Raw genomic sequence first — 21,294 nt, 5'->3', positions numbered from 1 at the left:
CGAACTTCGCCCGAGCGCCACTGAACATTCCCATGAACACCACCCACCTCCCCGAACCCGCCCGCCTGCTCCCCGTCTTCGGCGAATACGACGTGGTCGTCGTCGGCGGCGGCCCGGCCGGGCTGGCGGCCGCGACCAGCGCGGCGCGCCATGGCGCGCGCACCCTGCTGGTCGAGCGCTACGGCTTCCTCGGCGGCATGGGCACCGCCGGCGGCGTCACCAACTTCGCCGGGCTCTACGCCCGCCACGACGGCGCGATGCGCCAGGTGGTGCACGGCGTGGTCGACGAGCTGTTCGAGCGCCTGGAGGCGCTCGGCGGCCTGAACCGGCCGCAGGACGGCATGCAGGGCCGCATCCGCGTGCGCTCCTACGACACCTCGGCCTACAAGTGCGCCGCCGACGGCCTGCTGCTCGCGGCCGGCGTCGAACTGCTGTTCCACGCCCACGCGGCGGCGGTGCTGATGGACGGCGCGCGCATCGCGGCGCTGGTGGTGGAGACCAAGTCCGGCCGCCAGGCGATCCGCGCCGGGGTCGTCGTCGACGCCTCGGGCGACGCCGACGTGGCGGCCTTCGCCGGCGTGCCGCACGCGGTGGGCGACGGCCACGGCAGCGGGCTGTTTCCGACCACGATGTTCCGCGTCGGCCATGTCGATGCCGAGGCGGCGCTGGCGGCGGTGGGCGAGTTCAAGGCCATCAACGACGTGATGGAGCGCGTCCAGCGCGAGCATCCCGGCCGCTACCGCTTCCCGCGCCAGGGCGCGATCCTGCGGCCGCAGATCGAGCCGTCCGAATGGCGCGCCAACGTCACGCAGCTGAAGAACGCGCAGGGCCGCGCCATGAACGGCGTCGACGCGCGCGAACTCTCGGCCGGCGAGGTCGAGGGCCGGCGCCAGATCGTCGACTACTTCGCCTTCCTGCGCGAGCAGGTCGACGGCTTCGCCGACGCGCGCATCGTCGAGATCGCGCCGCAGGTGGGCATCCGCGAGACGCGTCGCATCGACGGGCTCTACGCCCTGAGCGGCGAGGACATCGTCGGCTCGGCGCGCTTTCCCGACGCCATCGGCGTCAACGGCTGGCCGATGGAACTGCACGCCGACGGCGGCGTGGAATGGCGCTTCCCGCGCGACGCCGACCGCGCCTTCAACGACCTGCCGTGGCGCATGCTGGTGCCCCGGGGCGTGGACAACCTGCTGGTGGCGGGCCGCTGCGCGTCGATGACGCACGAGGGCCAGTCGGCCGCGCGGGCGAGCGGCGCCTGCTTCGCGATGGGCCAGGCGGCCGGCACGGCGGCGGCGCACGCCGGGCGCGCGCCGTTGCGCGAGGTCGACACGGCACTGCTGCGCGAGCGTCTGCGCGCCGACGGGGTCTGGCTGCCGGACGCCTGACGCTCCGGCAGCTCGACGACGGCCCGACGGATCAGTCGTCGAGCTTCGGATACCAGCCGTCGCCGCGTCCGCCCGGCGTCAGGTCGAGGAGGTTCCACAGCGGCGTCGGGTCCGGGGCGCCGCGTGGGTCCTGGCCGGGGTCGGCGGTGCCGCCCAGCTCGGAGCCCCAGAAGTGGCGCACCGTGCCGTCGCGCCGCTCCCAGACGTCGAGCGCGGGCATCTCGCTGCCGTCGGGAAGGAGGCCGCGGTAGTCGCGCGCGAAGTCGTCGCCGACGGTGGCGTAGAAGCGCAGGTTGCGCCAGCCGCGTTCGCGCGCGTGCGCCATCTGGCGCGCCACCGGCGAGCGGCCGATGACCGCGAAGGCGACGCGCTGCGCGAGGTGGCGCACCGGCACGTCGAGCGCGCCGAGGAACGACGTGCACATCGGGCAGGCCCGCTCGCGCTCGGGGCCGAACATCCAGAAGTACGTCACCAGCGTGTCGTGCGCGCCGAACAGGTCGGCCAGTCCGACCTCCCGGTCGCGCTCGTCGACGAAGCGGTAATCGCGCGCCGCCCCGCCCGGCGGCAAGGCGCGACGCAGGGCCGCCACGCGCTCGATGTGGCGCCGCAGCTCGATCTCCTCGGCCAGCAGCGCGGTGCGCGCCGCCCGGTAGGCGGGGCTGTCGTTCGGATAGGGCCGGCTCGCCTCGGCGGCGAGTTCGGCGGCCGGTTTCAGGGACTCCGGGGGTGTCGATGCGGTGGTCACGGCACAACTCCTCGCCTCGGTGCGTCGGTCCCCGGTGCCCGATCTCCGAGGGACCGATCGGCGGGGCGTCAGAGGCCCGCGTCGTCCAGCAGGCGCTGGAACCGCGCGGCGGACTCGGCGGGCTTCTCCAGTGTCGGCAGGTGGCCGCAGGCGGTCAACACCTCGAAGCGGGCCCGGGGCAGGCCCTCGGCGAGCGCGCGGCCGACCGCCACCGGCGCGAGCGCGTCCTCCTCGCCCCACAGCACCAGCGCGGGCATCGTCAGTTCGCCCAGGCGCGAGGCGACCTCGTCGCGCGAGCCCGTGGCGCGCGCCTGCGCGGCGCCGGCCGCGCCGCCCACGCGCGCGGCCATGGCCTTGAAGGCGGCGGCCTCGGCCGTGGCTTCCTTGCGCACCACCAGGCCGGCGAGCAGGTCGAACACGGCCTCGGGCGTGGCTTCGAGTCCGCCGGCGAGGTCGGGGCCGCCGGCCTGCGGCGCGGCCGGGTTGCAGCCCATCAGCCACAGCGCCACGACGCGCTCCGGCGCGGCCAGCGCGACCTGCAATGCCAGGTTGCCGCCATAGGAGGTGCCGACCAGCACGAAGCGCTCGGGCGCGCGCGCCAGGATGTCGGCGGCGCTGTCCGCCAGGCTGGGTTTCGGCGACATCAGCACGTGCGCATCGATGCGATCGCCCAGGCGGTCGACGACGTCGCGGTAGAGCCCGTCGTCGCACAGGAGCGCGGGAATCAGGACGACGGGCACTGAGGGGGAGGAAGAAGTGTTCATGGAAGAGGCTTTGGGTGAAAAAATCGCCGTGATCGTCGATGCGATCGACTCGTTTGTCGCCTCGCGACCCGGCACCGGGCAAGCCGTCCTTCACCCGCTGCGCTTGTCGTCGTCCTTCCAGAACCTCACAGGAACACGCCCCCCATGACATCCCCCGACCACGCCGTCGACATCGACATCGACACCGACCGCTTCGAGCTCTACTCGTACTGGCGCACCTCCGCCACCTACCGCGTGCGCGTCGCCTTCAACCTCAAGGGCGTGAAGCCGAAGGAACACGACGTCGACATCGACGGCGGCGAACATCGCGGCGAGGCCTTCCTGAAGATCAACCCGATGGCCGCGATCCCGGCGCTGATCGACCACGGCCCCGGCCAGCCGTCGACGCCGTTGACGCAGTCGCAGGCGATCCTCGAATTCCTGGAGGAGACCTACCCCGAGCCCCCGCTGCTGCCGGCCGACGCCCACGGCCGCGCCCGCGTGCGCTCGCTGTCGGCTCTGCTCGCGGCCGACACCCATCCGCTCATCACGCCGCGCATCAAGAAGTACCTGACGACCACCGGCGGCTTCGACGACGCCGCCTGGCGCGCGTGGCAGATCCACTGGTTCGGCACCGGCCTGCGCGCGCTGGAGCAGCGCCTCGCGAACGAACCCGGCACCGGCCGCTTCTGCCACGGCGACACGCCCGGCATGGCCGACATCTGCCTGGCCAGCGTGGTCGCCGTGATGCGCGTGTTCAAGATCGAGATCGAGGGCATCCCGACGGTCATGCGGATCATGGCGGCGTGCGAAGCGCTGGATGCCTTCGCCAAGGCCGATCCCCTGAAGCAGGCCGGCGCACCGGGGCAGTAGCTCACCCCCAGTCTTCGCGCACTGCGTGTCGCTTCGCCAACCCCCTTCCAGGGGGCGATACCTGGGGACCGGCGGAGCCGGTTCCCCGGTATCCCCGGCTTAATGCAGTACTTCGGTTTCTCTGGTTTCATCGCGTTTGCAACCCACCTTTCTGAAGGAGACCTTCCATGCCCCGAATCAAGATCGCCGCCCCGACGGGCGAGCCCGTCGAACTGCACTACGAGGACCACGGCAACGGCCGGCCGGTCGTGCTGATCCACGGCTGGCCGCTGAGCGGGCGGTCGTGGGAAGCGCAGATGGGCGCGCTGGTCGAGGCCGGCCACCGGGTCATCGCCTACGACCGGCGCGGTTTCGGCGCCTCGTCGCAGCCGTGGTCGGGCTACGACTACGACACCTTCGCCGCCGACCTCGACGCCCTGCTCACGCAGCTCGACGTCACCGGCGCCACGCTGGTGGGCTTCTCCATGGGCGGCGGCGAGGTCGCGCGCTACGTGGCCAAGTACGGCACCGCGCGCATCGCCGGCGCCGTGTTCGCGGGCGCCGTGCCGCCCTACCTCTACAAGAGCGAGGACAACCCCGACGGCGGTCTCGACGACGCCACCATCGGACAGTTCGAGACCGGCGTGAAGACCGACCGCCTGGCCTTCCTGGAGGACTTCTCGAAGAACTTCTTCGGCGTCGACGGCAAGCTGCTGGTGAGCGAGCCGATGCGCCAGTACGCCGTGCGCATCGCCTCGACCGCCTCGCCCAAGGGCACGCTGGACTGCATCGCCGCCTTCGGCCGCACCGACTTCCGCGACGACCTGAAGCAGTTCGGCGACCTGCCCACGCTGGTCATCCATGGCGACAGCGACGCCATCGTGCCCTTCGAGGTCAGCGGCAAGCGCACGCACGAAGCGATTCCCGGCAGCACGCTGGCATTGATCGAGGGCGCGCCGCACGGCTTCAACGTGTCGCACGCCGAGGAATTCAACGCGCACCTGCTCGCCTTCCTGGGAAAGCTGCCGCAATGACGACCGCGACGACCACCACCCCTCATCCCGCCGCCGCGACGGGCGTCGGCGCCATGGACCGCACCGACTTCAAAGTCTTCGAGTCCCAGGCGCTGGCCGCCGGCTACGACGAGGCCCTGGTGCGCCCCTGGGCGCCCAATGCCGTCATCGAGCACCACGCGCACCCCTTCGACGCCGACGCGGTGGTCACCGAGGGCGAGATGTGGCTGACCTGCGGCGACGAGACGCGCCACCTGCGGCCGGGCGACACCTTCCAGTTGCCGAACGGCACGCCGCACGCGGAGCGCTACGGGCCGGAAGGCGCGGTCTACTGGGTGGCGCGGCGCAATCCGCGGTGACGCGATGTCGGACGTCCACGACGGCGAGGGCTCGCGCAGGTCGTCCGGTGAAGAAGGCATGAAGATTCGTCGGTTCAGGCCCGGTGACGAGACGGCACTGTTCCGTGTCCACGTCACCGCCATCCGCGAGATCGCCGCTCGCGACTACACGCCCGAGCAGATCGAGGCCTGGCTGCCCATGGACACGGACATGGACGCGTGGGCCGGACGCATGCGAGCGCTGCGGCCTTTCGTCGCCGAACTGGTGGGTGAGATCGTCGGCTATGCGGATCTTCAACCCGACGGGCTCATCGATCACTTCTACGTGTCGGGCGACCATCCGCGCCGGGGCATCGGGACGCGGTTGATGACGCGCATCCACGAAGAGGCCTGCGTGCTCGGTCTGACGGCATTGACTTCCCATGTGAGCAGGACGGCCGAGCCGTTCTTCGCGCTCCATGGATTCCGGGTGGTCGAGCGGCGTTTTCCGACGAGGCGTGGGGTGGTGCTGGAAAACGCGTCGATGCGCAAGAGACTGCAGCAGCACGACGACGGGCGTGATGCCCACTGAACGCCTTCGACTCAGACGACGCGACCGGCGGACTGCAAGCTGGCGAACGGAATGACGTCCGCGCCGACGGCACGGGCGAAATCGGCGTCGTGCGTCGACATGACGACCACGGCGGTCTCCCGCAACGCCAGCAGTTCGTCGACGAGCACGCCGCGGGTCACGCGGTCCAATGCATTGCTGGGCTCGTCCATCAGAACCACCGAGGGATTCCCGATCCATGCGGCGGCGAGCAGCATCTTCTTCTGCGTGCCGAGGGACATCTGGCCGAACCGCGTCCGAAGGTGCGGCTCCAGGCCGAAGCCTTCGACCAGCGCGTCGACCCGTTCGTCGACGCGCGTGCGCTTCGCCCGGGCGACCAGGTCCAGCAGGTCGCGTCCGAGCATGAATGGATAGACCGGACAGTCGTCGGGGACGAAGGCGAGCCGCTCCTTCGCACGCTCCGGGTTCGTCAGCAGGTCGTGACCGTCGATCGTCACCGTCCCGGCATCGGGCGCCTGGACACCCGCCAGGATCGTCAGGAGCGTCGACTTCCCGATGCCGTTGGGTCCATGCAGGGCATGTATCCCGGGCGCGAAGACGTGGTTCATGCGATCCAGCACCTTTCGCCCGGCGAATGCTTTCGAGATGTCGTCGATGCGAAGCGTCATGGGGTTCGGGCAATCAGGAGGTTGGCGGCTGCGAATGTCCAGCCCGCGGAAAGCAGTGTGCTGGTCACCACGGCGTGGCGCCTGGAGAAGCGCTGAGGAACACGAAGCAACGCGACGAGCAGGAGGAAGCTCGCGACGGCGGCCACCGCGATTCGTCCGGACACGCCGGCGTCGATCCGCAGCGATGCCGCCAGCACGATCGCGAACGGCAGGGCGAAGCCCATGACGGCCGTCGTGTCCACGCGCATCCACCACCAGGTCCGAAGCGGCAGTGCGGCCATGTAAGGATGCGCGGCCTCGTGAGCCAGTTGGAGGGGCTGGTACAAGCCGCTGATCGCCAGCGCCAGGACGCCGAAGGCGATCAGCACCAGGGGGAGGCATCGGCCGTCGAAATCCCAAACGCTCATCAGGCCATGGGCCGCGAAGGTGACGAGCAGGCAGCAGAAGAAGGTGCCGAGCGTCGCCGGCCGGTTCTGGCCGTACAGGATGCCTAACGCCAGGCGGTCGCCCGGCGGCAGGATGCGGACAGCGCCGCCCAGACGTCGCCGTCCCCAAACCGTCAGTCCGACCATGATGAGCGAAAGGCCGCGTGGCGGCGCCGGCACATCGGTCAGCAGGGCGCGGATCGAGATGGCGACGGTCGGCACCATCAGCGCGATCGTCCATTCCGCTGGCAGTCCCAGCAGGAACGCGGTCCACAGGTCCACGGCCAGCAGTGCCGTCCATGCACGTCCGCGGCCGTCCAGGACCGCATGCTGGGCGCACCATTGCGTCGCAAGGAGGAACGCGATCAGCAGGGCACCGCGTACGGCATCTGCTGCCGCGACGCCCGGCATGCCGAGTGCGATACCCGCGGCCAAGAAGGGAATGAGCAAGGGCGTGTTGCCGACCAGGAGCACGACGGAGTCCAGGCGCCGCCGTGAGGAGGCCGGGATGGGAAGCGATTGCAGGTAGCGTGCGAACGGCCCGCCTCGGAGCTGGTCCTGCTGCATCAGCGCCCACAGCATCCAGCAGCCTTGCCACAGGCCGATGACGAACAGACGCCACGGCACGCCGTGGCCCGGGTCGAGCAGCACCAGGACCGGATAGGACGCCACGCCCAACAGTGATCCACCCACGGGCACCAGCGTTCCGGTCAGCAGCAGGATGATCTGCCAACGTCGAAGCAATACCAATGCGGTGGCCTCGCTGTACCACCGCAGGCGCATCGCCAGCAACCGCCCCATCATTCAGAGACTCGCCGTCGCCGAATGCCACCGACGATGGCGCTGCAAGCTCCATCCCGTGATCTCGACTGCCATGTCTTCTCGATCCTTCCCACGTTCCGCCCTCGATCGCCCGGGCCAAGCCGCGGATTCTGCCCGAGGGGTGGAGGGGTGGACGGCTGGTTCCGGCCCGGACGCGGTCTTCGGTGCAGCCGGATCCGCGGCGAGTCCGCGCGCTATCGCAAATCCCTAAATACGTCGACGACACCGATCGCCAGAATCGAAAGCCCGGCAACGTCCGGGCATTGGAGCCTTCCCACGCGGCGGCGCCGTCCTCCGCATGTCCACCTCTGCAGGAGACACCCCATGACCCCCAAGAACACCCTCTGCCTCTGGTTCGACGGCACCGCCGCCGAGGCCGCCGCGTTCTACGCGGCGACCTTCCCCGACAGCGCCGTCGGCGCCGTGACCCGGGCACCCGGTGACTTTCCGGCCGGCGCGGAAGGCGACGTGCTGGTGGTCGAGTTCACCGTCGTCGGCATTCCCTGCATCGGTCTCAACGGCGGGCCGCAGTTCAAGCACAGCGAGGCCTTCTCCTTCCAGATCGCGACCGACGACCAGGCCGAGACCGACCGGCTGTGGAACGCCATCGTCGGCGACGGCGGCCAGGAGAGCGAGTGCGGCTGGTGCAAGGACCGGTGGGGGCTGTCGTGGCAGATCACGCCGCGCGTGCTGACCGAGACGATGGCCGGGCCGGACCGGGCGGCGGCCAAGCGGGTGTTCGACGCGATGATGACGATGCGGAAGATCGACGTCGCGGCGATCGAGGCGGCGCGGGCGGGTTGAGGTTCGCCGGCCGTTCGAGCGCCGCGGCCCTCACCCTGCCCTCTCCCGCAGGGAGAGGGAAAAGACGCAGCCCGATGCGGCGTGTCGGGCTTTCATCCATTCATCCATCCATCCATCCATCGTTCCTCGACGAGAGCGCTTCATGACCCAGCACACCACCGACCCGACACCCCTCGCCGCCACCCAGAAACAGAGGATGCTCGCCGGCGAGCTCTACGACGCCGGCGACGAGGAGATCCAGGCCGATCTGGCGGCCACGCGCGAGTGGCTGGTGCGCTACAACGCCGCGCTGGGCATGGACTCGGCGGACCGCCGCGTGCTGCTGGCCGAGCGCTTCGGCGCGGTGGGCGACGGCTCGACCGTCCGGCCGCCCTTCCATTGCGACTACGGCTTCAACGTCGAGCTCGGCGCCGGGGTGTTCCTGAACTTCGGCTGCGTGATCCTGGACGTGGTGAAGGTCGCCATCGGCGACAAGACGCAGATCGGCCCCAACGTGCAGATCCTGACGGCGGACCATCCGAGGAGCGCGGCCGAGCGCGAGGCCGGGCTGGAGTTCGGCCGGCCGATCCGCATCGGGCGCAACGTGTGGATCGGCGGCGGCGCGATCCTGCTGCCGGGCATCACGGTCGGCGACGACGCGGTGATCGGCGCGGGCAGCGTGGTCACGCGCGACGTGCCGGCCGGCACCACGGTGGTCGGCAACCCGGCGCGCGTGCGGGGTTGAGGGTTCCGCTGGCCGCGCGGCGCATGGCGCCCGGGGACGCCGCCGCCGGTGCCTCGCGCTAGGCCGGCAAGAGGCCGGCCACGCGGTAGCTGTCGACGAGGGCGTCGAACAGCGCGATGTCCGAGCGGCCCCGGGCGAGCATCTGCGCACCGGCGACCGCCGCGAAGATCGCGCGCGCGCGCGCTTCGGCGGCGTCCGCCTCGCACACCTTCGCGGCCACCAGCAGCCGGCCGAGCCAGGCGATGTTCACGTCGGCGAACAACCGGATCTCCGACCGGACCTCGGCCGGCAGGTTGTCGGTTTCCGCCGCCATGACGCTGCCCAGGCAGAGCCGGTTGTCGGCTTCCAGGGAGCGACGGAAGATTTCCGGGAACCGGCCGAGCGCGTCGATCGGACGGGGGCTTTCCTCCGCGATCGCCTCCAGCGCGGCGGCACCGTCCTCCCAGTACCGCCGGGCGACCGCCGTGGCCAGGTCGGCCTTGCCGGGAAAGTGGTAGTAGATGCTGGCCGCCTTGATCCCCACCTCCTCGGCGAGTTCGCGCAGCTTCAGGCCGCCGTAGCCGTGCAGCTGCGCCCTCCGCTTGGCGCTCAGCAGGATCGCTTCGCGGGCGTTGGGGTTCGCGTCGCGCCACTGTGCTCGGGGCGGCGGCGAGGGAGGGGTGCGAGGCGCCATGCGATCGACTCGGACAAAGGCGGTTATTTCGCCCGCGCATCCAGTTCCGGGATGCCGCTCTGGCCGTCGGCATAGGCGGCCTGGAAGGCGGGGCGCTGCTGCCAGCGCTTCCAGTAGGCGTCCAGGAACTCGAAGCGTTCGTCCAGCGGCGTGGCGTTGACGGGGAACTTGGAGAAGGCGATCGCGGTGCACAGCGTCGTGTCCGAGAAGGTCGGCGCGTCGCCGCCGATCAGCCATTCGCGGCCGTCGGACAGGTGCCGGTCGACCAGCGCGGCGTGCGCCACGGCCTCCTTGCGGCAGTGCTCGCCCCAGGCGTCGTTCTTCGTCATCTCGAGCTTGAAGCCGAGGCCGGTGTGCAGCACGTGGAAGGCCGTGGTGATGCGATAGAGGATGTGGACCCAGATGCGGTTGTCCCACATGCTGTCCAGGCCCTGCTCCAGCGCGCTCTCGCCCATGATCTTCCGGCCGGGATAGGCTTGGTCGAGGTAGCGGGCGATAGCGGCCGTCTCGGACAGCGTGGAACCGTCCGCCAGCCGGAGCGTCGGCGTCTCGCCCCAGGGATTCATCTTCAGGTGACGCCAGCCGCGCTGCTCGCCCCCCGGTGCCATGTCGTAGACGGTCTCGTCGAAGTGGTGGGCGATGCCCTTCTCGTGCATGAACAGGCGCAGGCGTTGCGGATTCGGGAATGCCGAGGGCGAGGTGAAGAGAGCCAGGGAGTCAGCGGACATGGGGTGGTCGGAGAAGTTTGCGGGGAACGTGCGGAGGGCGTACCTGCCTAACAGCAGTTAGGCGAATGTAGCGGACTCTTCCGTCCCTGTCCACCGGGCCCGACGCGCGTCGCACCGACGGTCGTCCGGGCTTCGCGTCGCCGACGACGCCGGGGTCCGTGGCGACGGACCGCAACGTCGATGCCGACGACGGGTCCGGTTCGCCGGCCTCAGGCGGCCGCGCTGACCATCGGCTTCCCGGCCAGGAAGGCGGCCAGGTTGTCCTCCACGCGCTGCGCCATGGCGGCGCGGGTCTCGTGCGTGTTGCTCGCCAGGTGCGGCAGCAGCACGACGTTGTCGAGCGCGAACAGGGCCTCGGGCACGTTCGGCTCGTCCTCGAAGACGTCGAGGCCGGCGCCGGCGATGCGCTTGTGTTGCAGGGCCTCGACCAGCGCCGCCTCGTCGACCACCGTGCCGCGCGAGATGTTGACCAGGTAGCCCCGCGGGCCGAGCGCGTCGAGGATCTTGCGCGAGACCAGGCCGCGCGTCTCGGCGCCTCCGGCGCTGGCGATCACCAGGAAGTCGGCCCACCCGGCCAGCGCCTCGAGCGAGTCGGCGTACACGAAGTCGACGTCGTCGAGCTCGCGGCGGTTGTGGTAGCGCACCTCCATGTCGAAGCCCGAGGCGCGGCGCGCGATCACGCGGCCGATGCGTCCCATGCCCAGGATGCCGAGCTTCTTGCCCGAGACCTTCGTCGCCAGCGGGAACGGGCCCTTCTTCCAGTCGCCCCGGCGCACGAAGCGGTCGGATTCGGTGATGCGGCGCGCCACGTCCATGACCAGCGCGAAGGCGGTGTCGGCGACGCAGTCGTTGAGCACGTCGGGCGTGTAGCCGACCGCGATGCCGCGCGCGCGCGCCGCGTCGAGGTCGATGGCGTCGAGGCCGACGCCGAAGCTGGAGATGACCTTCAGCGCCGGCAGCGCCGCGATCGTCTCGGCGTCGGCGCCGAAGCGCGCCGAGGTAACGAGCGCCGTGAACTCGCCGCCGCGCGCGGCCAGGAAGGCCTTCGGATCGGCCTCGTTCCACAGGCCGTGGACGTCGTAGGTCTCGGCGAGACGGGCTTCGAGGGCGGGCAGCAGCCGGCCGTGCTGGAGGACGCGGGTCTTGGGAGTGGTCATGGAAGGAGGTTCGGGAATGGATGGTTCGACGGGCACGTCGCGTGGGGTTCCTACTCCGGCTGGATGCCGGCGTTCTTCGCCACCCTGGCCCACTTGACCATCTCGGTGCCGATGAAGTCGCCGAACTGCCTGGGCGTGCCGCCGCCGGGTTCGATGCCGTTGTCCTGCAGCGTCTTGCGCACGTCGGGCATGGCGAGGATCCTGTTCACCTCGGCGTTGAGCCTGGCGACGGTGGCCGCCGGCGTGCCGGCCGGCGCGAGCAGGCCGCCCCAGGTGCTGGTCTCGTAGCCGGCGATGCCGGCCTCCTGCATGGTCGGCACGTCGGGCAGCACCGACGAGCGCCTGGCCGTCGTCACGGCCAGCGCGCGCAGGCGGCCGGCCTTGATCTGCACGTTGGCCGCGGCCACGGTGTCGAACATCAGCGAGGTGCGCCCGCTGACGAGGTCGGGGTGCGCGAGCGTGCTGCCCTTGTAGGGCACGTGCGTGAGGTCCAGCCCGGTCATGCTCTTGAACAGCTCGCCCGAGAAGTGCGGCGCGCCGCCGTTGCCGCTCGACGCGAAGGACAGCTTGCCGGGGTTGGCCTTGCCGTAGGCGATCAGCTCCGCCACCGACTTCACCGGCAGTTCCGGCGAGACGATCAGCACCAGCGGCACGACGTGCGTCAGCGCCACGGGCTCGAAGCCCTTGACGGTGTCGAAGGGCAGCTTCTTCACCATGCTCGGGTTGATGGCGTGGCTGCTGGCCACCAATGCCAGCATGTGGCCGTCCGGCGGGCTCTTGGCGACCAGGTCGGTGCCGATGATGCCGGTGGCGCCGGCGCGGTTGTCCACCACCACCGGCTGGCCCCAGGCCTCGGTCAGCTTCTGGCCGATGAGCCGCGCGGCCAGGTCGATGGCGCCGCCGGGCGAGGCCGGCACGACGATGGTGATCTGCTTGGTCGGGTAGGCGGCGGGGCCGGCGGCCGGCGCGGTCTGCGCGATGGCGGTCGGCATGCCGGCGAGGGCCAGCACGGCGGCGGCGGAAGCGGCGGCGACGAGGGTGCGGCGGCGCATGCTCAGATCCCCTTGGCCTGGCGCCAGACGTCGAACGCGGCGCGCGTCTCGGCGTTGGGCGGGTAGGTGCCGGCGAGCCTCGCGCCGCCCTCGACGCGTTCCAGCACGAAGGCTTCCATCTTCTCCTGCTCGACGGCGTCGCGCGCGACCTCCTCGGCCAGGTGCGACGGGATCACGACCACGCCTTCGTCGTCGCCGACGATCACGTCCCCCGGGTACACCGCCACGCCGCCGCAGCCCACCGGCACGTTGAGGTCGATGGCGTGGTGGTGGATCAGGTTCAGCGGCGCGCTGCCGCCCGCGCAGTAGACGGGGAAGTCCATCCGCGAGATCGGACCGCTGTCGCGCACCGGGCCGTCGGAGACCAGGCCGGCGGCGCCGCGCACCTTCAGCCGCGTCGTCAGGATCTGCCCGCCGGAGGCCACGCGCGTCTCGCCGCGGCAGTCGATCACCAGCACGTGGCCCTCGGGCACGCTCTCGATGCCCTTGCGCTGCGGGTGGTTCGGGTCGTCGAAGGCGCTGATCTGGTCGAGGTCCTCGCGCGCCGGGATGTTGCGCATCGTGAAGGCCGGCCCGACCAGGTTGCCCCCGCTGGGCGTCGTCAGCCGCGCGACGCCCTGCAGGTAGACGTTGCGGAAGCCCCGCTTGAACAGCTGCGTGCACAGGGTCGCCACGCTCACGTGGCGCAGGCGTTCGCGGGTCTCGTCGGAAAGGGCGGTCGGTTCGGTCATGGTGGCAAGGCTCGAAGAGGGTTGAGAGATGTGATGCGGGAACAGCGCGGAACCGGCTTCGCCGGGCCGCTGCTGTTGCCCCCCGGAGGGGGTTGGCGAAGCGACACGCAGTGCGCGAAGACTGGGGGTCAGTCGGGACTGGCTCCGGATTTACGGACCAGTTCGCCCCAGCGGGGAATTTCTTTTTGCATCAATGCCGCCAGCTGCGCCGGCGAGCCGGCCACCACGTCCATGCCGAACTGGTCGGCCAGCTTGGCCTTGACGTCGGGCATCTGCAGGATCTTCGCGATCTCGCTCGACAGGCGCTGCGCGATCGGCGCGGGGAGGTTCTTCGGCGCGTAGACCGCCTGCCACGACGCCATGTCGAAGCCCGGCACGCCGGCCTCCTGCATCGTCGGCAGCTGCGGCACCAGCGCCATGCGCTTGGCGGACGTCACCGCCAGCAGCTTCAGCTTGCCGGCCTGCACCAGCGGCAGCGCGGCGGTGACCTGGTCGAACATGAACGCGACCTGCCCCGACGACACGTCCAGCATGGCCGGCGGCGTGCCCTTGTACGGGATGTGCGTGAGCTTCACGCCGATGGCCTCGGCCAGCATCTCGCCGGCCAGGTGCGTCGAGGTGCCGGCGCCCGACGAGGCGAAGGTGCGCTTGGTCGGGTCCTTCTTCAGCAGCGCGATCAGCCCGGCCACCGAGTCGACGCCCAGGTTGGGGTCGACGATCAGCACGTTGGGCAGGAAGGCCACCAGCGAGATCGGCTCGAAGTCCTTCACCGGGTCGTAGGGCAGGTTCTTGTACAGGCTGGCGTTGATGGCGTGCGTGCTGATGGTGCCGCCGAAGAGCGTGTAGCCGTCGGGCTTGGCCTTGGCGACGTAGGTCGCGCCGACGGCGCCGGCCGCGCCCGGGCGGTTGTCCACCACCACCGGCTGGCCCAGCGCCTCGCCCAGCTTCTGCGCGACGACGCGGCCGATGACGTCGGTCGAGCCGCCGGGCGTGAACGGCACGACGTAGGTGATGGCGCGCGTCGGCCAGGCGGCGGCGTCGGCCTGCGCGAACGCGGCGAGCGGCACGGCCGGCAGCGCGGCGAGCGCGGCGCCGGCGCGCAGGACGGCGCGGCGGCCGATGACGGAGGACGGCATGGAGGGTGTGTGCATGGGGGCGACGATGGGGTGGGAGACGGGGTTCACTCGACCTTGACGCCGCGCGTCTTGATCACCTGGCCATAGCGCTGCTTGTCGGCGTCGATGGTCTTCTGCAGTTCCGCCGGCGTGCCGCCGCGCGGCGTGGCGCCCTGGGCGATCAGGGCCTGCTGCATGTCGGGCAGCGCCACCACGTCGCGGACGTCGGCCGAGACCCGGTCGAGCAGCGCCTGCGGCGTGCCGGCCGGCGCCAGCAGCGCGACCCACGAGCCCGACTCGGCGTTGGGCACGCCCAGTTCGGCCAGCGTGGGCACGTCGGGCATGGCCGGCGAGCGCTGCGCGCTGGTCACGGCCAGGGCGCGCAGCTTGCCGGCCTTGACGTAGCCCGAGGTCTCCAGGATCGAGGCGAACAGCATGTCGACGTGGCCCGCCATCAGGTCGGCCATGGCCGGGCCGCCGCCCTTGTAGGGCACGTGCACGAACTTCACGCCCGCGGCCTGCTGGAAGATCTCCGCCGTCAGGTGCGGCGAGCCGCCGCTGCCGGAGCTGGCATAGGTGAACTTGTCGGGCTCGGCCTTGGCCAGCGCGATCAGCTCCTTGGGCGTCTTCGCCGGCACCTTCGGATTGACGACGAAGGCGAAGGGCAGCTCGGCGAACAGCGACACCGGCGCGAAGGCGCGGTCGGCGTCGTAGGGCATCTTGTAGAGCGACGGGTTGATCGACTGCGTGCCGACGTTGCCGATGAGCATCGTGTAGCCGTCGGGTTTGGCCTTGGCGACGGCCTCCGCGCCCACCAGCCCGCCCGCGCCGGTGCGGTTGTCCACCACCACCGACTGGCCCCACTTCTGCCCGAGCCGCGTGGCCAGCAAGCGCGCGGCGATGTCGGTGCCGCCGCCGGGCGCGAACGGGACCACGAAGGTCACCGGGCGCGTCGGCCAGGGCGCGGGCTGGGCGGCGGCCGGGCGCGGCCCGACGCCGCACAGCAGCGCGGCGGCGGCCAGCGGCAGCAGCGCCAGGGCCCGGCGCACGCGCGGCGCCGGGCGGTGGGCGGCCGGGGAATGGAGGGAGGTCTTCGCCATGGGTCGTCGTCCTTTTCGGGGGTCTCGGTGTCTCGTCGTCGGGTCGACGAACCGTCAGTGGATGTCCGGCTCGCCCCGGCCGGCCGGCACGGCCCGCGCGGTCTCCGCGCCCTGGCCGTCCGGCGCCGCCGGCTCGACGTAGTCCGGCGCCAGGAAGTCGAAGTCGCAGCCGCTGTCGGCCTGCTGCACGTGCTTGAGGAACATCACGCCGTAGCCGCGGCCGAACTTCGGGATGGGCTTCTTCCACTCGGCGCGGCGGCGCGCGATCTCCTCGTCGCTCACGGCCATGTCGATGCGGCGGGCGTCGACGTCGAGCGTCACCAAGTCGCCGTCGCGCACCAGCGCCAGCGGGCCGCCGACGTGCGACTCGGGCGTCACGTGCAGCACGCAGGCGCCGTAGCTGGTGCCGCTCATGCGGGCGTCGCTGATGCGCACCATGTCGCGCACGCCCTCCTTCAGCAGCTTCTGCGGGATCGGCAGCTGGCCCCATTCGGGCATGCCCGGCGCGCCCTGCGGGCCGGCGCTCTGCAGCACGATGACGCTGTCCTTCGTGATGTCGAGGTCCGGCAGGTCGATGCGCGCGGCGAGGTCGTCGTAGTTGCGGAACACCACCGCCGCTCCGGTGTGGCGGCGCAGGTGCTGCTCCATCGCGGCGGGCTTGATGACGGCGCCGTCGGGCGCGAGGTTGCCGCGCAGCACGGCCAGGCCGCCGCTCTCCAGCAGGGCCCGTTCGCGCGGGCGGATGACGTCGGCGTCGTAGACCTCGGCGCCGGCGATGTTCTCGCCCAGTGTCCTGCCGTTGCAGGTCATCTGGCCGCCGTCGATGAGGTCGCCCATGCCGGCGAGGAAGGCGCGCAGGCCGCCGGCGTAGTAGAAATCCTCCATCAGGTACTTGCCGCCGGGGCGCAGGTTGGCCGTGACGGGCGTCTCGCGCGCCAGCTCGTCGAAGCGCGCCAGGTCCAGCGGCACGCCGGCGCGCCGCGCCATCGCGATCAGGTGGACGATGGCGTTGGTCGAGCCGCCCAGGCCCAGCACGGCCTTGACGGCGTTGTCGAAGGACGCGGCCGTCAGGAAGTCCAGCGGCTTCAAGTCCTCCCACACCATCTCGACGATGCGCTTGCCCGAGTGCGTGGCCATCATGGCGTGGCGCGAATCGGGCGCCGGAATGGACGAAGCGCCCGGCAGCGTCAGGCCCAGGGCCTCGGTCGCGCTCATCATGGTGCTGGCCGTGCCCATGGTCATGCAGGTGCCGGGCGAGCGCGCGATGCCGTCCTCCACGTCCTGCCAGTCGTCCTCGGTGATGTTGCCGGCGCGCAGCTCGGCCCAGTACTTCCAGGTGTCGGAGCCCGAGCCGAGCACCTTGCCCTTGTAGTCGCCGCGCAGCATCGGCCCGGCGGGCACGAAGATGGTCGGCAGGTTGTTGGCCAACGCGCCCATCACCAGCCCCGGCGTCGTCTTGTCGCAGCCGCCCATGAGCACCACGCCGTCGGCCGGATAGGAGCGGATCAGTTCCTCCGCCTCCATGGCCAGCAGGTTGCGGTAGAGCATGGTGGTCGGTTTCTGGAACGCCTCGCCCAGGCTCATCGCCGGGATCTCCACCGGGAAGCCGCCCGCCTGCCAGACGCCGCGCTTGACCTCCTCCACCCGCTGCTTGAAGTGCGTGTGGCAGGAGTTCATGTCGCTCCAGGTGTTGAGGATGGCGATCACCGGCTTGCCGAGGTAGTCGTCGCGGCTGAAGCCCATCTGCGCCGTGCGCGAGCGATGGCCGAAGCTGCGCAGGTCCTTGACGCCGTACCAGCGGTGCGAGCGGAGGTCTTCGGGTGTCTTGCGTGAGGTCATGGGGAGGGAGAGGAAAAGGCCCGGCGGATCGTCCGCCATCGGATGTTAGCGCTGTCATTCGATCTTAAGCAGGAACCATCGCATTCACTCACCGGGTTTTCCAGGGGTCGGATCCGAGGCCGCCCGCCTCGCCCTTGGGGAGCCATCGACTCCCCCGAACTCAACGGCAGACCGTTAGCAGATTGGCTTCAGAACCGTCACAACGCCATGCCAGAAGTACCGTGGAGCCGGCTCCGCCGGGCCGCCGGTGCTGCCCTCGGAAGGGGGTGGGCGCTGCTACGCGAAGCGAGCAAGCCTGGGGGCGAGCCTCATGCGCTGTCGCGTGCAACGACGGAGAAGCCCAGGTCCACGACCTTCGGCGCCACCTCCCGCCCCTCCGCCCGCTCGACGATGCACAGCGCCGCCCGCCGGCCGATGGCCGTGCCGTCGATGCGCACGGTGGTGATGGCCGGGTGCGCGTGGCGCGCGAAGGCCAGGTCGCCGAAGCCGATCACGCCGACGTCGTCCGGCACGCGCAGGCCGCGCGCCTGCGCCTCGGTGATCACGCCGTGGGCCAGCACGTCGGAGCTGCAGGCCAGCGCGTCGATGGCCACGCCGTTGTCCAGCAGCTCCGCCAGGGCCGAGCGCCCCGCCCCCAGCGTGGTGGGCGCCGGCACGCGGTGGACGGGCAGCGACAGGGATTCGCCCGCTTCCGCCGACGCCGACCCGGTCTCGGAGACGGCCTCGGCCCGCAGCAACCGCCGCCACGCCTGCTCGAAGCCCGCGCGCCGCAGGTCGGCCCGCCGGTCGTCGCCGGTGACGATGGCCGGCCGGCGATAGCCCCGGCGGTGCAGGAATTCCGCCGTCGCCGCGCCGACCTCCTCGTGCGAGAAGCCCACCAGCATGTCGATCGGCGTCGGCGTCAGGTCCCAGGTCTCCACCACCGGGATGCCCGAGGCCAGCAGGCGCCGCCGCCCCGCGGCCGAATGCATGATCCCCGTGAGCACGATGCCGTCGGGCCGGCGCCCGACGATGGCGTCGATCAGCGCGTCCTCGCGCGAGCGGTCGTAGCCGCTCTGCCCCAGCATCAGCTGGTAGCCGCGCTCGGCCAGGGTCTCGGTCAGCGCCTGGACGGTCTCCAGGAACACCGGCCCGGCGATGGTCGGCACCAGCGCCGCCACCAGCCGGCTGCGGTTGGACGCCAGCCCGCCGGCGAGCAGGTTGGGCACGTAGCCGGTCTGCGCCACCGCCAGCCGCACCTTCTCGCGCGTCTCGGGCGACACCCGATCGGGTGTGTTGAGCGCGCGCGAGACCGTGATGGCGGAGACGCCGGCGAGGCGGGAGACGTCGGCGAGGGTGACGCCGCCGCTGCCACGGCGCGGCGCGCGGCCGGCGGGGAGCGACGCGCTCAACGCGGCCCCGCGCCCGGCGCCGGCCCCGCGTCGATCAGCGCCTTGATCGTCGCGCCCAGCGTCTCGATCGGGAACGGCTTGGTCAGCACGTGCATGCCCGGCTCGAGCCGCCCGCCGCCCAGCACGCTGGTCTCGGCGTAGCCGGTGATGAACAGCACCTTCAGGTCGGGGCGCCGCACGCGCGCGGCGTCGGCCATCTGGCGGCCGTTCATGCCGCCGGGCAGGCCAACGTCGGTGACCAGCAGGTCGATGCGCGCGCCGGATTGCAGCAGCTTCAGGCCCGCCGCGCTGTCCTCCGCCTCCAGCGCCACGTAGCCGAGGTCCTCCAGCACCTCCCCCACCAGCATCCGCACCGAGGGCTCGTCGTCCACCACCAGCACCGTCTGGCCCTCGCGGGCGCGCGCGGCGTCGGTGGGCGCCGGGGTGGCGTCGTCGCCGTCGGCCTCGCCGTGGTGGCGCGGCATGTACAGCCACACGCGGGTGCCCCGCCCCACCTCGGACTGGATGCTCACCTGCCCGCCCGACTGCTGCGCGAAGCCGTGGATCATCGACAGCCCGAGCCCCGTGCCCTCGCCGATCGGCTTGGTCGTGAAGAAGGGCTCGAACACCCGCGCCACCACGTCGGGCGGCATGCCGGTGCCGGTGTCGGTCACGCACAGCGAGAGGTAGGGCCCTTCGGGCAGGTCGTGCGCGGCGGCGGCGGCGGCGTCCAATGCCACGTTGGCGGTCTCGATCGCGATGCGCCCGCCGTCGGGCATGGCGTCGCGCGCGTTGATGCACAGGTTGAGCAGCGCGTTCTCCAGCTGGCCCGGATCGATCAGCGCCGGCCAGAGTCCGGCCGAGCCGACCACCTCCAGCGTGATGGCCGGTCCGATCGTGCGGCGCACCAGTTCCTCCATGCCGCTGATGAGCTGGTTGACGTTGGTCGGCTTGGGCGTGAGGGTCTGCCGGCGCGAGAACGCGAGCAGCCGGTGGGTGAGTCCGGCCGCGCGCCGGGTCGCGCCCTGGGCCACCTGGATGTAGCGGTCGAGGTCGTCGAAACGGCCCTGCCGGGCGCGCACCTTCATCAGCTCCAGCGAGCCGGAGATGCCCGCGAGCAGGTTGTTGAAGTCGTGCGCCAGCCCGCCGGTGAGCTGGCCGACCGCCTCCATCTTCTGCGACTGGCGCAGCTGCTCCTCGGCGCGCATGAGCTCGGTGGTGCGCTCGACCACGCGCTGCTCCAGCGTCTCGTTGAGCGCGCGCAGCGCCGCCGCGTTGCGGTCGCGTTCCTCCTGCAGGGCGCGGCGCTCCTGGACGTCGAGCAGCACACCCGGGAAACGCAGCGGCGTGCCGTCCTCGGCGTGGTCGACGCGGCCGTTGGCCTCGATCCAGTAGTAGCGGCCGTCGACGCGGCGCACCCGGTACTGGTGGGCGTAGGCGCCGCCGCGCCGGACCGCCTCGTCGATGGCGGCGGCGAGTCCGGGCTTGTCGTCGGGGTGGACGGTGGCCACCACCTCCTCCAGGCTCAGGCCGGTGCGGCCGAGCTCGGGGTCGAGGCCGAAGGCCGTCGCGAAGGCCTCGTCGACGGTGAAGCAGTCGGTCGGCAGGTCCCAGTGCCAGGTGCCGATGATCGCCCCCGCCGCCAGCGCGAGCTGCACGCGCTCGGCGTTCTCGCGGGCGATCGCCTCGCTCGCGCGAAGGCGTTCCTGCGCCGTGCGCCGCTCCGTGACGTCGTTGAAGAAGATCGCGATCTGGCGCTCGGCGGGTTCCCCCACGCGGATGGCGCGCACGTCGAACCAACGCTGGAAGGCCTTGGCGTAACTCTCGAAGTTCGCCGGCTCACCGGTCCAGGCGACGTGCCCGTAGGTGTCGAACCAGAAGCGCTCCAGGTCGGGCGCGAACTCGGTCACCCACTTGCCCCGCAGGTTGACGCCGGCCTGGCGCTCGAAGGCGGGGTTGGCCTCGATGAAGCGGTAGTCCACCGGCCGGTCGGCCTCGTCGAACTTCACCTCCACGATGGCGAAGGCGGTCTCGACCGTCTCCAGCAGCGTCCGGAAACGGTCCTGGAACTCGCGCAGCTGCCGGCCGTCCTCGTGCTGGCGCGTGCGGTCGCGCAGGATCTTGACGTAGCCGCGGTGCGTGCCGGCCTCGTCGCGCAGCGGCATCAGCTCGCCGGAGGCCCAGAAGCGGCTGTCGTCGCGGCGCACGTGCCAGCGTTCGTCGCTGGCCCGGCCCTGGACGGTCGCCAGCCGCATCTCCTCGCGCGGGCGGTCGCGGGCCCGGTCCTCGGCGGTGAAGAGGCGCTCGACCGACGCGCCGACCATCTCCTCGGCGCGCCAGCCGAAGATGTTCTGCGCGCCCCGGTTCCAGTCGGTGACCCGGCCCTCCAGGTCCGTGACGACGATCGCGAAATCGATGGCGCTTTCGATGACTTGCTGGAGGTGATGGCGCGCGGGCATG

22 protein-coding genes are annotated in these 21,294 nt (G+C 71.3%); 8 read left to right on the top strand and 14 right to left on the bottom strand.

The genetic code is table 11. The features are described 5' to 3' along the window. The first annotated feature begins 32 nt into the window (after nucleotides 1-32). Entirely contained in the window at nucleotides 33-1,385 is a 1,353-nt protein-coding gene (locus ABID77_RS00765; protein WP_429589494.1) for an FAD-dependent oxidoreductase, read from the top strand. A gap of 31 nt (nucleotides 1,386-1,416) precedes the next feature. Here the strand turns inward: ABID77_RS00765 and ABID77_RS00760 are convergent, their stop codons facing one another. Next, on the bottom strand, nucleotides 1,417-2,130 hold the full coding sequence (locus ABID77_RS00760; RefSeq protein WP_429589491.1) for a DUF899 family protein: 714 nt from the start codon (nucleotides 2,128-2,130) through the stop codon (nucleotides 1,417-1,419). A 68-nt stretch (nucleotides 2,131-2,198) separates the two neighbouring features. Beyond that, nucleotides 2,199-2,894, bottom strand: a complete 696-nt coding sequence (locus ABID77_RS00755; protein ID WP_429589488.1) for an alpha/beta fold hydrolase — start codon at nucleotides 2,892-2,894, stop codon at nucleotides 2,199-2,201. Here ABID77_RS00755 and ABID77_RS00750 point away from each other — a divergent pair. The 5 genes from ABID77_RS00750 to ABID77_RS00730 all read left to right on the top strand — a co-directional run bounded on the left by ABID77_RS00750 (nucleotide 2,893) and on the right by ABID77_RS00730 (nucleotide 5,647). Continuing rightward, the gene (locus tag ABID77_RS00750) at nucleotides 2,893-3,042 is read left to right on the top strand and encodes a hypothetical protein (protein WP_429589485.1); all 150 of its coding nucleotides are present in this window, start codon (nucleotides 2,893-2,895) and stop codon (nucleotides 3,040-3,042) included. The genes ABID77_RS00755 and ABID77_RS00750 overlap by 2 nt on opposite strands. Then, the gene (gene maiA / locus ABID77_RS00745) at nucleotides 3,039-3,746 is read left to right on the top strand and encodes a maleylacetoacetate isomerase (RefSeq protein ID WP_429589482.1); all 708 of its coding nucleotides are present in this window, start codon (nucleotides 3,039-3,041) and stop codon (nucleotides 3,744-3,746) included. The genes ABID77_RS00750 and maiA overlap by 4 nt, the downstream gene beginning before the upstream one ends. A 167-nt stretch (nucleotides 3,747-3,913) precedes the next feature. Beyond that, nucleotides 3,914-4,759, top strand: coding sequence for an alpha/beta fold hydrolase (locus tag ABID77_RS00740; RefSeq protein WP_429589479.1), 846 nt, complete (start codon nucleotides 3,914-3,916; stop codon nucleotides 4,757-4,759). Beyond that, nucleotides 4,756-5,097, top strand: coding sequence for a cupin domain-containing protein (locus ABID77_RS00735; protein WP_429589476.1), 342 nt, complete (start codon nucleotides 4,756-4,758; stop codon nucleotides 5,095-5,097). The genes ABID77_RS00740 and ABID77_RS00735 overlap by 4 nt, the downstream gene beginning before the upstream one ends. Before the next feature lie 4 nt (nucleotides 5,098-5,101). Further along, on the top strand, nucleotides 5,102-5,647 hold the full coding sequence (locus ABID77_RS00730) for a GNAT family N-acetyltransferase (protein WP_429589473.1): 546 nt from the start codon (nucleotides 5,102-5,104) through the stop codon (nucleotides 5,645-5,647). A gap of 11 nt (nucleotides 5,648-5,658) precedes the next feature. Here ABID77_RS00730 and ABID77_RS00725 read toward each other — a convergent pair whose 3' ends face one another. Together ABID77_RS00725 and ABID77_RS00720 are read right to left on the bottom strand one after the other, a co-directional pair. Then, nucleotides 5,659-6,234: an ATP-binding cassette domain-containing protein gene (locus tag ABID77_RS00725; protein WP_429589470.1), complete on the bottom strand. Its 576-nt coding sequence runs from the start codon at nucleotides 6,232-6,234 to the stop codon at nucleotides 5,659-5,661. Between the two features lie 56 nt (nucleotides 6,235-6,290). Next, nucleotides 6,291-7,511 carry a hypothetical protein gene (locus ABID77_RS00720; protein WP_429589467.1) on the bottom strand — a complete coding sequence of 407 codons (1,221 nt, stop codon included), beginning with the start codon at nucleotides 7,509-7,511 and terminating at the stop codon, nucleotides 6,291-6,293. 354 nt (nucleotides 7,512-7,865) lie between these two features. Here ABID77_RS00720 and ABID77_RS00715 point away from each other — a divergent pair, with 354 nt between their 5' ends. Beyond that, nucleotides 7,866-8,345, top strand: a complete 480-nt coding sequence (locus tag ABID77_RS00715) for a VOC family protein (RefSeq protein ID WP_429589464.1) — start codon at nucleotides 7,866-7,868, stop codon at nucleotides 8,343-8,345. 142 nt (nucleotides 8,346-8,487) lie between these two features. Beyond that, on the top strand, nucleotides 8,488-9,069 hold the full coding sequence (locus ABID77_RS00710) for a sugar O-acetyltransferase (RefSeq protein WP_429589461.1): 582 nt from the start codon (nucleotides 8,488-8,490) through the stop codon (nucleotides 9,067-9,069). 58 nt (nucleotides 9,070-9,127) lie between these two features. On the opposite strand, the gene ABID77_RS00705 is transcribed toward ABID77_RS00710, so the two are convergent. The 10 genes from ABID77_RS00705 to ABID77_RS00660 form a co-directional block, all read right to left on the bottom strand. Continuing rightward, entirely contained in the window at nucleotides 9,128-9,742 is a 615-nt protein-coding gene (locus tag ABID77_RS00705) for a TetR/AcrR family transcriptional regulator (RefSeq protein ID WP_429589459.1), read from the bottom strand. Nucleotides 9,743-9,765: 23 nt separating this feature from the next. Then, nucleotides 9,766-10,470 carry a glutathione S-transferase family protein gene (locus ABID77_RS00700; protein ID WP_429589456.1) on the bottom strand — a complete coding sequence of 235 codons (705 nt, stop codon included), beginning with the start codon at nucleotides 10,468-10,470 and terminating at the stop codon, nucleotides 9,766-9,768. 209 nt (nucleotides 10,471-10,679) lie between these two features. Then, nucleotides 10,680-11,627: a 2-hydroxyacid dehydrogenase gene (locus ABID77_RS00695; RefSeq protein WP_429589453.1), complete on the bottom strand. Its 948-nt coding sequence runs from the start codon at nucleotides 11,625-11,627 to the stop codon at nucleotides 10,680-10,682. Nucleotides 11,628-11,677: 50 nt separating this feature from the next. Further along, nucleotides 11,678-12,679: a tripartite tricarboxylate transporter substrate binding protein gene (locus ABID77_RS00690; protein ID WP_429589450.1), complete on the bottom strand. Its 1,002-nt coding sequence runs from the start codon at nucleotides 12,677-12,679 to the stop codon at nucleotides 11,678-11,680. Between the two features lie 2 nt (nucleotides 12,680-12,681). Continuing rightward, nucleotides 12,682-13,410 (bottom strand): ribonuclease activity regulator RraA, encoded by a 729-nt coding sequence (locus tag ABID77_RS00685; RefSeq protein ID WP_429589447.1) that lies wholly within the window; start codon nucleotides 13,408-13,410, stop codon nucleotides 12,682-12,684. A 128-nt stretch (nucleotides 13,411-13,538) separates the two neighbouring features. Further along, nucleotides 13,539-14,561: a Bug family tripartite tricarboxylate transporter substrate binding protein gene (locus tag ABID77_RS00680; protein ID WP_429589444.1), complete on the bottom strand. Its 1,023-nt coding sequence runs from the start codon at nucleotides 14,559-14,561 to the stop codon at nucleotides 13,539-13,541. A 29-nt stretch (nucleotides 14,562-14,590) separates the two neighbouring features. Further along, on the bottom strand, nucleotides 14,591-15,625 hold the full coding sequence (locus ABID77_RS00675) for a Bug family tripartite tricarboxylate transporter substrate binding protein (RefSeq protein ID WP_429589441.1): 1,035 nt from the start codon (nucleotides 15,623-15,625) through the stop codon (nucleotides 14,591-14,593). Between the two features lie 54 nt (nucleotides 15,626-15,679). Continuing rightward, nucleotides 15,680-17,464, bottom strand: a complete 1,785-nt coding sequence (gene araD, locus ABID77_RS00670; protein ID WP_429589438.1) for an L-arabinonate dehydratase — start codon at nucleotides 17,462-17,464, stop codon at nucleotides 15,680-15,682. Between the two features lie 308 nt (nucleotides 17,465-17,772). Further along, nucleotides 17,773-18,855, bottom strand: a complete 1,083-nt coding sequence (locus ABID77_RS00665) for a LacI family DNA-binding transcriptional regulator (protein WP_429589435.1) — start codon at nucleotides 18,853-18,855, stop codon at nucleotides 17,773-17,775. Beyond that, on the bottom strand, nucleotides 18,852-21,293 hold the full coding sequence (locus ABID77_RS00660) for a PAS domain S-box protein (protein ID WP_429589432.1): 2,442 nt from the start codon (nucleotides 21,291-21,293) through the stop codon (nucleotides 18,852-18,854). Before ABID77_RS00660 ends, ABID77_RS00665 begins: the two co-directional genes overlap by 4 nt. Between the last annotated feature and the right edge of the window lies 1 nt (nucleotide 21,294).

The organism is Variovorax sp. PvP013, assembly GCF_050435945.1.
Classification (GTDB): Bacteria; Pseudomonadota; Gammaproteobacteria; order Burkholderiales; family Burkholderiaceae_C; genus Variovorax.
The sequence above is the reverse complement of the archived record's forward strand: the minus strand, read 5'-3'. Positions and strand labels throughout refer to the sequence as shown.

Excerpts from the sequence above, each read along its gene's own strand:
- ABID77_RS00765 (WP_429589494.1), top strand. The coding sequence starts at position 33 with ATGAACACCACCCACCTCCCCGAACCCGCCCGCCTGCTCCCCGTCTTC.
- ABID77_RS00750 (WP_429589485.1), top strand. The coding sequence starts at position 2,893 with ATGGAAGAGGCTTTGGGTGAAAAAATCGCCGTGATCGTCGATGCGATC.
- ABID77_RS00755 (WP_429589488.1), bottom strand. The coding sequence starts at position 2,894 with ATGAACACTTCTTCCTCCCCCTCAGTGCCCGTCGTCCTGATTCCCGCG.
- maiA (WP_429589482.1), top strand. The coding sequence starts at position 3,039 with ATGACATCCCCCGACCACGCCGTCGACATCGACATCGACACCGACCGC.
- ABID77_RS00740 (WP_429589479.1), top strand. The coding sequence starts at position 3,914 with ATGCCCCGAATCAAGATCGCCGCCCCGACGGGCGAGCCCGTCGAACTG.
- ABID77_RS00735 (WP_429589476.1), top strand. The coding sequence starts at position 4,756 with ATGACGACCGCGACGACCACCACCCCTCATCCCGCCGCCGCGACGGGC.
- ABID77_RS00730 (WP_429589473.1), top strand. The coding sequence starts at position 5,102 with ATGTCGGACGTCCACGACGGCGAGGGCTCGCGCAGGTCGTCCGGTGAA.
- ABID77_RS00725 (WP_429589470.1), bottom strand. The coding sequence starts at position 6,234 with ATGAACCACGTCTTCGCGCCCGGGATACATGCCCTGCATGGACCCAAC.
- ABID77_RS00715 (WP_429589464.1), top strand. The coding sequence starts at position 7,866 with ATGACCCCCAAGAACACCCTCTGCCTCTGGTTCGACGGCACCGCCGCC.
- ABID77_RS00710 (WP_429589461.1), top strand. The coding sequence starts at position 8,488 with ATGACCCAGCACACCACCGACCCGACACCCCTCGCCGCCACCCAGAAA.
- ABID77_RS00705 (WP_429589459.1), bottom strand. The coding sequence starts at position 9,742 with ATGGCGCCTCGCACCCCTCCCTCGCCGCCGCCCCGAGCACAGTGGCGC.
- ABID77_RS00700 (WP_429589456.1), bottom strand. The coding sequence starts at position 10,470 with ATGTCCGCTGACTCCCTGGCTCTCTTCACCTCGCCCTCGGCATTCCCG.
- ABID77_RS00695 (WP_429589453.1), bottom strand. The coding sequence starts at position 11,627 with ATGACCACTCCCAAGACCCGCGTCCTCCAGCACGGCCGGCTGCTGCCC.
- ABID77_RS00690 (WP_429589450.1), bottom strand. The coding sequence starts at position 12,679 with ATGCGCCGCCGCACCCTCGTCGCCGCCGCTTCCGCCGCCGCCGTGCTG.
- ABID77_RS00685 (WP_429589447.1), bottom strand. The coding sequence starts at position 13,410 with ATGACCGAACCGACCGCCCTTTCCGACGAGACCCGCGAACGCCTGCGC.
- ABID77_RS00680 (WP_429589444.1), bottom strand. The coding sequence starts at position 14,561 with ATGCACACACCCTCCATGCCGTCCTCCGTCATCGGCCGCCGCGCCGTC.
- ABID77_RS00675 (WP_429589441.1), bottom strand. The coding sequence starts at position 15,625 with ATGGCGAAGACCTCCCTCCATTCCCCGGCCGCCCACCGCCCGGCGCCG.
- araD (WP_429589438.1), bottom strand. The coding sequence starts at position 17,464 with ATGACCTCACGCAAGACACCCGAAGACCTCCGCTCGCACCGCTGGTAC.
- ABID77_RS00660 (WP_429589432.1), bottom strand. The coding sequence starts at position 21,293 with ATGCCCGCGCGCCATCACCTCCAGCAAGTCATCGAAAGCGCCATCGAT.